Annotated in this window: 9 protein-coding genes; 5 read left to right on the top strand and 4 right to left on the bottom strand. The window is 67.5% G+C overall.

The window, feature by feature from the left end:
• Positions 1 to 1,262, bottom strand: a 1,262-nt coding sequence (locus KH616_RS15715; protein ID WP_292247859.1) for an MFS transporter, incomplete at its 3' end; no start/stop codon positions are given.
• 107 nt (positions 1,263 to 1,369) lie between these two features.
• Here KH616_RS15715 and KH616_RS15720 point away from each other — a divergent pair.
• Positions 1,370 to 2,215: an EcsC family protein gene (locus KH616_RS15720; RefSeq protein ID WP_292247861.1), complete on the top strand. Its 846-nt coding sequence runs from the start codon at positions 1,370 to 1,372 to the stop codon at positions 2,213 to 2,215.
• Positions 2,216 to 2,354: 139 nt separating this feature from the next.
• Here the strand turns inward: KH616_RS15720 and KH616_RS15725 are convergent, their stop codons facing one another.
• On the bottom strand, positions 2,355 to 2,789 hold the full coding sequence (locus tag KH616_RS15725; protein ID WP_292247864.1) for a CHRD domain-containing protein: 435 nt from the start codon (positions 2,787 to 2,789) through the stop codon (positions 2,355 to 2,357).
• A gap of 508 nt (positions 2,790 to 3,297) precedes the next feature.
• Between KH616_RS15725 and KH616_RS15730 the strand changes: the two genes are divergently transcribed.
• Positions 3,298 to 4,299: a hypothetical protein gene (locus KH616_RS15730; RefSeq protein ID WP_292247898.1), complete on the top strand. Its 1,002-nt coding sequence runs from the start codon at positions 3,298 to 3,300 to the stop codon at positions 4,297 to 4,299.
• A gap of 56 nt (positions 4,300 to 4,355) precedes the next feature.
• On the opposite strand, the gene KH616_RS15735 is transcribed toward KH616_RS15730, so the two are convergent.
• Together KH616_RS15735 and KH616_RS15740 are read right to left on the bottom strand one after the other, a co-directional pair.
• The gene (locus tag KH616_RS15735) at positions 4,356 to 5,957 is read right to left on the bottom strand and encodes a phospholipase D family protein (RefSeq protein ID WP_292247883.1); all 1,602 of its coding nucleotides are present in this window, start codon (positions 5,955 to 5,957) and stop codon (positions 4,356 to 4,358) included.
• Between the two features lie 236 nt (positions 5,958 to 6,193).
• Positions 6,194 to 6,910 (bottom strand): FadR/GntR family transcriptional regulator, encoded by a 717-nt coding sequence (locus KH616_RS15740; RefSeq protein WP_292247886.1) that lies wholly within the window; start codon positions 6,908 to 6,910, stop codon positions 6,194 to 6,196.
• A 128-nt stretch (positions 6,911 to 7,038) separates the two neighbouring features.
• On the opposite strand from KH616_RS15740, the gene KH616_RS15745 reads away from it, so the two are divergent.
• The 3 genes from KH616_RS15745 to KH616_RS15755 all read left to right on the top strand — a co-directional run.
• Positions 7,039 to 7,839, top strand: a complete 801-nt coding sequence (locus KH616_RS15745; protein WP_292247889.1) for a (Fe-S)-binding protein — start codon at positions 7,039 to 7,041, stop codon at positions 7,837 to 7,839.
• A complete protein-coding gene (locus tag KH616_RS15750) occupies positions 7,836 to 8,543 on the top strand; it encodes a lactate utilization protein C (protein WP_292247892.1) in 708 nt (235 codons plus the stop codon). The genes KH616_RS15745 and KH616_RS15750 overlap by 4 nt, the downstream gene beginning before the upstream one ends.
• A partial coding sequence (locus tag KH616_RS15755; RefSeq protein ID WP_292247895.1) for a LutB/LldF family L-lactate oxidation iron-sulfur protein occupies positions 8,540 to 9,718 on the top strand: 1,179 nt, incomplete at its 3' end. The genes KH616_RS15750 and KH616_RS15755, both read left to right, overlap by 4 nt.

Genomic DNA, 9,718 nt, shown 5'->3' on the forward strand with positions numbered 1-9,718 from the left:
CCGACCATCCCGCCGACCATCCGCAACGATTGCAGCAGCGCGGTGGCGATGCCCAGATGCTCGCGCCCCGCCGTCTGTTGCGCGAATACGGTCAGGTTCGGCAGCACGAAGCCGAGACCGACGCCGCCCGATATCATCAGCGCCATCAGCACCCACCCGGGCGTCACGTGCGTCGACATGACGACGCCGATGCAGGTGATCGCGAAAAGTGCGAAGCCGACCTGCAGCATCGCGTTCGGCTGGCGGATGCGTGTGACGATGCGTCCGTTCATGATGCTGCCGATCGTGATGAACACGACGAGCGGCGTGATCACGAGCCCGGCCGCCTTCGGCGACATGCCGAAGCCGCCCTGGAACAGGAGCGGCGCGTAGAACAGCAGCGAAAACATCGAAAAGCCGGCGAGGATCGCCAGCACGAACAGCGTGGACAAGGCGCGGTTGCCGAACATGTCCAGCGGCAGAATCGGCTGTTCGCAGCGCTTTTCCCACCACCAGAGCGCGCCGCCCGCGGCGAAGGCCGTCCCGAGCAGGAGCGTCGGCCAGCCCGCGATCCCGTGTTTCGGCAGCCATTCGACGAACAGCTGCAACGCGCCGAGCGTCAGGGCGATCAGCAGCGCACCGGGCCAGTCGAGCCGCATCTTCCGTCCGGGCTCGACATGGCGCAGGTGCGGCAGGTAGCGCCACACGAAGAACAGCGACAACAGGCCGATCGGCAGGTTCACGTAGAACACCGAACGCCACCCGTAATACTGGGTCAGGATGCCGCCGAGCGACGGCCCGATCGCGTTCGCGATGCCGAACGCGGCGCTCATCAGCACCTGCCAGCGCAACCGGACGACCGAATCGGGGAACAGGTCGGGAATGCATGCGAACGCGGTGCCGACCAGCATCCCGCCGCCGATGCCCTGCAGCCCGCGCGCGAGCACGAGGTAGCGCATGTCGTTCGCCATTCCGCAGAGCACCGATGCCGCGGTGAAGACGATGATCGAGACGATCACGAACGGCTTGCGTCCGTAATGATCGCCGAGCCGCCCGAAGATCGGCACGGTGATGACCGAGCTGAGCAGGTACGCGGTCGCCACCCACGCGTAGAAATCGAATCCCCTCAATTCGGCGACGATCGTCGGCAGCGCAGTGCCGACAACGGTCTGGTCGAACGCGACCAGCATCGTGACAAACGAAATACCGATCATCGCCAGCAGCGACTCCCGGAACGGCAGCAGTTGCCCGCTCGAATGGTGGGCAGCAGTATGGACAGCCATTTTTTGTTAGCGCAACTTTTGACAAGTCAAACGATTTGAAAATTCTAGCACGCGTGGAGTAACCTTGCAGGCGGCCGGCACCTTCGTCGCAGCCCAGAGGGAGAAAGATGGAATCGAAATCAGACGCCGTCGCGGCAACGCTGTCGCAGGACGATCGGGATGCGCTGCGGCGCGCGAAGCAGGTGCTCGAAAGCCCGTCGCTGACGATGAAGCTGACGGGCCTGCTCGGCACGCCGATCGAGAAGATGATCGGCAAGCTGCCGGGCTTCGCCGCCGGCAAGATCAACGATGCGACCCAGCTCGCCCTGCGCAAATGCCTGAACATTGCGCTGCGCACGCTCGGCAAGCCGCCCGCCCCGGACGCCGATGCGCACGACAAGCCGAGCAACCTGCTGCACAAGCTCGCGGTTGCAACGACCGGCGCGGCGGGTGGCGCATTCGGTTTCGTCGCGCTGCCGATCGAGCTGCCGGTCACGACGACGCTGATCTTCCGTTCGGTCTGCGACATCGCGCGCAGCGAAGGCGAGGACCTCACGTCGGTCGATACGCAGTTGCAGTGTCTCGCCGTGCTCGGCATGGGCGGTCACGCGGACAAGCAGGAAGAAGATGCCGAACTCGGCTATTTCGTGGTGCGCGGCGCGCTCGCGCAGGCGATCTCGAAGGCATCGTCGGACATCGCGTCGAAAGGGATCGCCGCGCACGGCTCGGCCGCGGTGTTCAAGCTCGTGCAGACCGTTGCATCGCGCTTCTCGGTGCAGGTGACCGAGCAGATGGCCGCGAAGTCGATTCCGGCGATCGGCGCGGTGCTGGGCGCGACCGTCAATACGTTGTTCATCGATCACTTCCAGCAGATGGCGCAGGGCCATTTCACCGTGCGCCGCCTCGAGCGCAAGTACGGCATGGAGGCCGTCAGGGCTGCATATCAGGCGATCGAGATCTCGCCCGTGCACTGACGAACCGGGCGCCCGGCCGCAACCCGACGCAGGAACACCACGGTTCGGTCGAGCAACGAGCCGCCGAGCATCGGATCGATGCCATCGTGCGTGCGTCAGCGCATCGACGCTCGGCGGAAGCCTCTATGTCAAACGCCGCTCAGCTTGCCGGCAGCATCTGCCCGCGGATTTCGCCGGCCGGATGCTCCTTCGTGTGAACGTTGAAATACCACCGGCCGCCCATCAGTTCCGTCACCTGTGTCTCGGTCAGTTCCTTCGACCCCTTGATCGGGCTCGCGAGGCCTTCCTTCGGGATCGGCACCTGCACACCCGCGTTCTGCCCGACGGGCGCCGGCCCGTGAAAGTGCGCGGCCGTCGCCGGACCGGTCAGACCCTGGTATGTCACCGTCCATTGCAGCGTGCGGGTGACCGTGTCGTAAGTCGCGTCGACGCTGCCCGATCCCTTGCTGGTGGTCGGCGGCACTTCGCTCGACGGCTGCAGGTTGGCAGACAGACGGACCGTTTCGGCGGCGGCGCTGCCTGCGGCCAGCACGCCTGCGAGTAACGCCACCTGGAAGAAACGCAGCTTCGGCATGGGATCTCCTTGTACGACGTTGCATGCCACCGGGCGGTGGCCGTAGCGCCATCATAGTCGATCGACGCGGATTCGGCCCTATGCCGCCCAAGCCGTCCGAGCCCATGAATCGCCCCGCGCAGCGAGAAACAGACCTTTGCAGCCTGACGCCTGAATCCGCGTCCGGCCTTTCGCTACACTGCGTTTCACACAGTTGCTTGTTTCCTTCGTCCGAAGGAGTCTGCGAGTATTCACGCGGCCGACCGGCCGCGTTTTTTTTGCCATCCGCCGACCGCGTCCCCATCCGCCCGCATGTCGTTGGCCCGGGCCAGCACGCTCGCGGGCAGCCATCGATATCTCAGGCGAATCACCGCCTGTCGCTCCGCCCGATTCGGCCCGGCGCAAGCCGCCGCCGTCACGTGACGTCGTCCGATATCTCGGAAACACGGCTCGACGCGCACGCTCATACGCGCGAGAATTCCGACTGTCACGGCGTCGAAGGAAACAAACCGTGCAGACCCGACGCACCATGCCCCGGCCGCCCTCGCCGGTTCATCTCAGGGCGATGCTGGCCGGACTGATCTCGGTCGCCGCAATTCACGCGGCGCCGGCATCCGCCCAGGAATTCGCGCTGTTCGGCGGCGCGCTCCAGGGCGGCGGCGGTCATTCCTACGGATGGGCCTTCGATTACCAGGAAGGACTGAGCCCGCATACCGCGATCGGCCTCACCTGGTACAACGAAGGGCATATTCCGAACCACCACCGTGATGGGCAGGCGATCCAGTTCTGGGGACGCTGGCCGCTCGCGAACCGCCGCTTCGTGCTGTCCGCGGGTGCGGGGCCGTACCGCTACTTCGACACGACCCCGGCCGGCCAGGGTCAGGGCTATTCGAATTCGCACGGCTGGGGTGTGCTGATGAGCGTGCGTGCCGCGTACTACACGTCGGCGCGCTGGGTCACGCAGCTTCAGCTCAACCGCACGCAAGTCTTCAGCGGCCCGAACACCACGTCGCTGATGTTCGGCATCGGCTACCAGCTCGACGCGCCCGATACGCCCGGCCCGCGCGACACGCCGCTGCCGCGTGCCGGCACGGTCACGAACAACGAACTGACCGCGATGCTCGGCGAGACCATTCTCAACAGCCGTTCGTCGCCGTCGACGCTCGGCGGCAGCATCGAATACCGGCGCGGCCTCACGCGCAGCATCGACTGGACCGCGACCTGGATGTACGAAGGCGCGAAGCAGTCGATCCGACGCAATGGTATTGCGTCGCAGTTCTGGCTGACGCGCGCGTTCCTCGACGACAAGCTCACGCTGTCCGCCGGCGCGGGTGCGTATTTCACGGTCAACCAGCGCAACCTGCAGGGTCAGCCCGGCCCCGGCGACGGCGCCGTGTCGGGCATCGTGTCGATCTCCGCCAGCTACCGCCTGTCGGACCGCTGGCTCACGCGCATCACGTGGAACCGGGTCGTCACGCGCTACGACCGCGATACCGACGTGATCCAGGCCGGCCTCGGCTATCGCTTCTGAGCGATCGGCCGCGCATCACGCGACAATGCGGCGTGCGTCGCCGGGATTTCGTGCCGTTATAGTTCGTCGTCGATCGGCAGCATCATGAACAGGCCCGTCAGCACGTTGCGCAGCAGCCCCGCATTCGGATCGACGTGAAAGGTCTGCGGCGTGCTGCCATCCATTCCTTTCCAGATCAGCTCGGAATCGCCGCCCACGGTGCTGCGTTCGGCAGGCGTCGCGAGCAGCACGCGGTAGCTTTCGCTCGGCTGCGTCGCCCGTTCGAAGATCGCCGCCACCTGCTGCGCGAGCGCCGGGCTGTGAATGACGAGCGCGAGCTCCGTATTCAGGTAGGCGGAACGCGGATCGAGGTTCATCGAACCGATCACGAGAATCTTCCGGTCGATCACGTAGGACTTCGCGTGCAGGCTCGCGCGCGAATGCGAACCGAACAAGGTCGGACGCAGTATGGGCCGCGCCTTGAATTCGTGCAGCTCGATACCGCGTTCCAGCATCGGCACACGATAGGGGCCGTAGCCGGCCTGCACGGCGACCGCATCGGTCGCGGCAAGCGAGTTCGTCAGGATCGCCACGCGAACGCCGCGTCCGGTCATCTGGCCGAGGATCTCGACACCCGCGTCGTGCGGCACGAAATACGGCGAGAACGCGAGGAATTCCGTCTGCGCGACGCGTGTCAGTTCGACGAGCCGGCGCATCGGCGGGCCCGCGTTGCCTTCGGTCGCCCGGACGACCTTGTCCGGCGGGTCGACCTTGAATTCGGCGGGCGCCCATTCCAGCCCGAGTTCGCCGCGCCCGATCTGCTGCGCGAGCGGTGTCGCGTTCAGCGGTTGCGCGTTGTAGGGATCCGCGTACGTGTGCCAGTGCGCGCGCAATTCGTCGCGCATCGCATCGAGATCCGCCGGATCGAACACTTGCCGGTTGAGGTAACTCAGCGGGTAGCTGCTGGTGCTCGCCCAGTACGTGTCGAAACTCGCGGAAATGTCGCGCGTCACCGGGCCGGCCGCGAGCACGTCGAGGTCGAGGAATTGCACCGTCGGGCTCGCGCTGAAGTATTCGTCGCCGAGATTGCGGCCGCCGACGATCGCCAGCTGGTTGTCCGCGATCATCGCCTTGTTGTGCATCCGGTGCGAGAACCGCTCGATGCGCGTGATGAAATGGCTCGTGCGCCGGAACATGCTCTGCTGCGTCGCGCCGAACGGATTGAACAGGCGTATCTCGATGTTCGGATGCGCGTCCAGCGCCGCCATCACGCGCCCGGCATCGTGGAAATTCAGGTCGTCGACCAGCAGCCGCACGCGCACGCCGCGTTCGGCCGCGTGCAGCGCGGCACCGAGCAGCAGCTTGCCGGTCGTGTCCTCCTCCGCAATGTAGTACTGCAGGTCGAGCGTTCTCGTCGCCGCGCGCGCCAGCGCGATCCGCATCTGCAGCGCGTCGGCGCCGTTCGCCAGCAGATGGAAGCCGGAATCGCCCGGATGCGCGGCCTGCTGCGCGGCCAATGCATCGCGCAGCGGCGTCGCGGTATTGGCCGGCAGCGCATGCGAGGGCAGGCGATCGAGCGCCGTGGCGGGCGGCCGCGTCGCGCATGCAGCGACGAGCGACAGCAACGCACAGGCGACAAGCGCGCGAACCGGCGCACGGCGGACGATGGAGGTGAGCACGTGACGTCCTCGACAGGTGGTTCAGGCGATTCAGGCGGAATGGATCAGGCGGGCCGCACGCACCGCGACACGCGGCCAGCAGGCGGGTTCGGCCGATTCTACGGGCCGCCCGACAAGCCGGTCAATCGGGGCTGCCAGCGTCGGGATGATACCGGCCGTTTGTGACGGAATACCGATGGCGGCCACGCGGGCCTTGGCCGCCGCGCGTGACGCAACGCGCAGTGGCCCAACCAATTTCAGCCAAAGTCGCCGCTGCGCTCGAAATGGCTGCGCACGTAGTCGATGTGCGCCTGCATCGCCGTGCGCGCCTCTTCGGGCCGATGCGCACAGATCGCCTCGCAAATGATCCGGTGCTGCCGCAACAACTGTTCCGACGTGGTCGCGTCATGCGACCGCATCCCGGCCACGTTGACCGAGATGTGTTCGCGCAGCATCCCGATCACGCTGGTGTGCAGGTGCAGGAACATCGTGTTGTGCGACGCGAGCGCGATCGCCTCGTGCAGCCGCGAATCGGTCGCGGCCTCCAGCGCCTTGTCGTCGTTCGCGTACGCCTCCTCCAGCTGGCGCATCAATGCGCGCAGGCGCCGCCGGTCGTTCGCGTCGGCGCGCATCGCGGCGAAATACGCGGTCGCGCCCTCCAGCACGCGGCGGAACTCGAGGATGTCGTCGCGCAGCGCCGGATGGTCGGCGACGAGTTGTCCCCACGGCGACGCGATGCCGACGCGCAGCTGGTCGGTCACGTAGACGCCGGCGCCGCGCCGGCTCTGCAGCAGGCCGCGCGCGACGAGACGCTGGGTCGCCTCCCGGATCGTATTGCGTGCGACGCCGTACTGCTCCGCGAGCACACGCTCGGCCGGCAGCCGCGTGCCGGCCGGCCACGAGCCATCGAGGAGCGCCGTCTCGATCTTGCGCATCACCACCTCGGTCCGGCCACGGGCCGTCATGCCTGCCATCGTCGGGGTCTCCCGCTATTGTCACGCGCCAATTGGCCCAACCAATTTGAGCTGCCGCGCGGTTGCGGGAATTATGCAGCGAAAACGCCGTCCCGCGTGCCGGGCCCGGTTTCCCCCTGGAGCGAGACATGAACGCAAGGCACTATCCTTCGCCCGCCCCCGAGCACGTCTATCTGTTCGCGACCTGCCTGGTCGACCTGTTCGTCCCCGAGGCGGGGCTCGACGCGGTCCGGCTGCTCGAACGCGAAGGCCTGACGGTGCATTACCCGCGCAGCCAGAGCTGCTGCGGCCAGCCCGCGTACAGCAGCGGCAACCCCGACGAAGCGCGCCGCGTCGCGGCCGCACAGCTCGACCTGTTCGGCGAGCCGTGGCCGGTAATCGTCCCGTCCGGTTCATGCGCCGGCATGATGCGGCATCACTGGCCCGCCCTCTTCGCCGACGATCCCGTCAACGGCCCGAAGGCCCGCGCGATGGCCGAACGCGTGTTCGAACTCACCGAATTCCTCGTCCACGTGCTCGACGTGCGGCCCGGCGCCGTCGCCGGCACGAGCCTGCCGGACGAGCGGGTCGTGCTGCATACGTCGTGCGGCGCGCGGCGCGAGATGGGCACCCGCACGAAAGGCGTCGCGCTCGTCGACGCGCTGCCCGGCGTGACCCGCGTCGAGCACGCACGCGAATCCGAGTGCTGCGGCTTCGGCGGCACGTTCTCGCTCAAGCATCCCGACATCTCGGGCGCGATGGTCAGCGACAAGGTCGCGTCGGCCTGCGCGACCGGCTGCGACCGGCTCGTCTCCGCCGATTGCGGCTGTCTGCTGAACATCGGCCACGCGGCGGCCAAGCAGGGCGCGCCGCTGCCGGTCGAGCACCTCGCCAGTTTTTTGTGGCGGCGCACCGCCGGCGCCGCATCGCTGCGCGGAGACGACCGATGAACGCGCGCGCCTCGATCCTCGCGCGGCTGCACGCCGCCGCGCCGCGCGATGCCGTATCCGACACGCCCGCGCTCGATGCACGCATCGACCGTCACTACGCCGCGCGCCGCGGCTCGGCGCCGACAGACATTCCCACGCGCGTGCAAGCGATGACGACCGCATTGAGCGCGGCCCACGCCGACGTCTTGTGCGCAGACGCCGGATCGTGGCCCGCGCAACTGGCCGAACGCCTCGCCGCGGCCGGCGTGCGCCGCCTGCTGCTCGAACCGGCCCGCGCCGAATCCGCCGCCCTCGCCCGCGCGTTGCCGGCCACGGTCGGCACCGTGCCGTTCGACCGGCCGATCGACACGTGGAAGACCGAACTGTTCGATACGATCGATGCCGGCTTCACGGTCGTCCGCTCGGGCATCGCGTCGACCGGCACCATCGTGCTCGCGCCCGACGCCGGTTCACCCCGCACGATGTCGCTGGTGCCGCCGCTGCACGTCGCGCTCGTCCACGCGCACACGCTGCACGCCGATCTGCACACCGCCGTGCATGCGGAGCGCTGGCATGCCGGGATGCCGACCAACCTCGTACTGGTGTCCGGCCCGTCGAAAACCTCGGACATCCAGCAAACGCTCGCTTACGGCGCGCATGGCCCGCGCCAGCTGTGGGTGGTCATCGTCACCGGCAAAACCGATGCCGAAGGAGCGCCGCAATGAGCGACCACGCGATGCATTTCGTCGCCCCGGGCGACTTCAAGGCCCGCGCGCGCGCCGCGCTCGACGATCCGAAACTGCGCGCGAGCTTTCGCGGTGCGATGGACTTCCTGCAAGGCAAGCGTGCGATCCAGTTCCCTGACGGCGACGAGCTGGAGCAGTTGCGCGACCTCGGCGAAGCGGTGCGCCAGCACGCGCTCGCGCAATTGCCGACGCTGCTCGAGCGGCTCGAGGCCCGGCTGACCGAGGCCGGCGTGCGGGTGCACTGGGCCGAGACGGCCGACGAAGCGAATGCCGTCGTGCTCGGCATCGCGCAGGCCAGGAAGGCGCGCCGCGTGATCAAGGGCAAGTCGATGGCCAGCGAGGAAATCGAGCTGAATCATCACCTCGCCGAGCACGGCGTCGACTGCATCGAGTCCGACATGGGCGAATACATCGTCCAGCTCGCCGGCGAGAAGCCGTCGCATATCGTGATGCCGGCGATCCACAAGACGCGCGCCGACATCGCCGCGCTGTTCGAGCAGCACATTCCCGACACACGCTACACGGAAGACGTCGACGAACTGATCCAGACCGGCCGGCGCGCGCTGCGCCGGGCGTTCGCCGAAGCGGACATCGGCCTGTCGGGCGTCAACTTCGCCGCGGCCGATACCAGCACGCTCTGGCTCGTCGAAAACGAAGGCAACGGCCGCCTGTCGACGACGGTGCCCGACACGCACATCGCGATCATGGGCATCGAAAAGGTCGTCGAGAAGCTCGAGCACATCGTGCCGCTGTCGAGCCTCCTGACCCGCTCCGCAACCGGTCAGCCGATCACCACCTACTTCAACCTGATCTCCGGCCCACGCCGCGCGGGCGAGCGGGACGGTCCGCGCGAGGTGCACCTCGTGCTGCTCGACAACGGCCGCACGCAGGCCTACGCGGACGAGCAACTGCGTGCGACGCTGCAATGCATCCGCTGCGGCGCGTGCATGAATCACTGTCCGGTCTACACGCGGATCGGCGGCCATGCGTACGGCACGACCTATCCGGGCCCGATCGGCAAGATCATCTCGCCGCACCTGCTCGGCCTCGACGCGACCGCCGACCTGCCGACGGCATCGACGCTGTGCGGCGCATGCGGCGAAGTCTGTCCGGTGCGCATTCCGATTCCGCAGCTGCTGGTGCGGCTGCGCACC

The sequence above is a fragment of the Burkholderia sp. genome (assembly GCF_018375725.1).
Lineage (GTDB): Bacteria > Pseudomonadota > Gammaproteobacteria > Burkholderiales > Burkholderiaceae > Burkholderia.

Bases quoted from the DNA above. Each gene is read 5' to 3' on its own strand.
- KH616_RS15730 (WP_292247898.1), top strand. From the start codon at position 3,298: ATGCCCCGGCCGCCCTCGCCGGTTCATCTCAGGGCGATGCTGGCCGGA.
- KH616_RS15720 (WP_292247861.1), top strand. From the start codon at position 1,370: ATGGAATCGAAATCAGACGCCGTCGCGGCAACGCTGTCGCAGGACGAT.
- KH616_RS15740 (WP_292247886.1), bottom strand. From the start codon at position 6,910: ATGGCAGGCATGACGGCCCGTGGCCGGACCGAGGTGGTGATGCGCAAG.
- KH616_RS15725 (WP_292247864.1), bottom strand. From the start codon at position 2,789: ATGCCGAAGCTGCGTTTCTTCCAGGTGGCGTTACTCGCAGGCGTGCTG.
- KH616_RS15745 (WP_292247889.1), top strand. From the start codon at position 7,039: ATGAACGCAAGGCACTATCCTTCGCCCGCCCCCGAGCACGTCTATCTG.
- KH616_RS15750 (WP_292247892.1), top strand. From the start codon at position 7,836: ATGAACGCGCGCGCCTCGATCCTCGCGCGGCTGCACGCCGCCGCGCCG.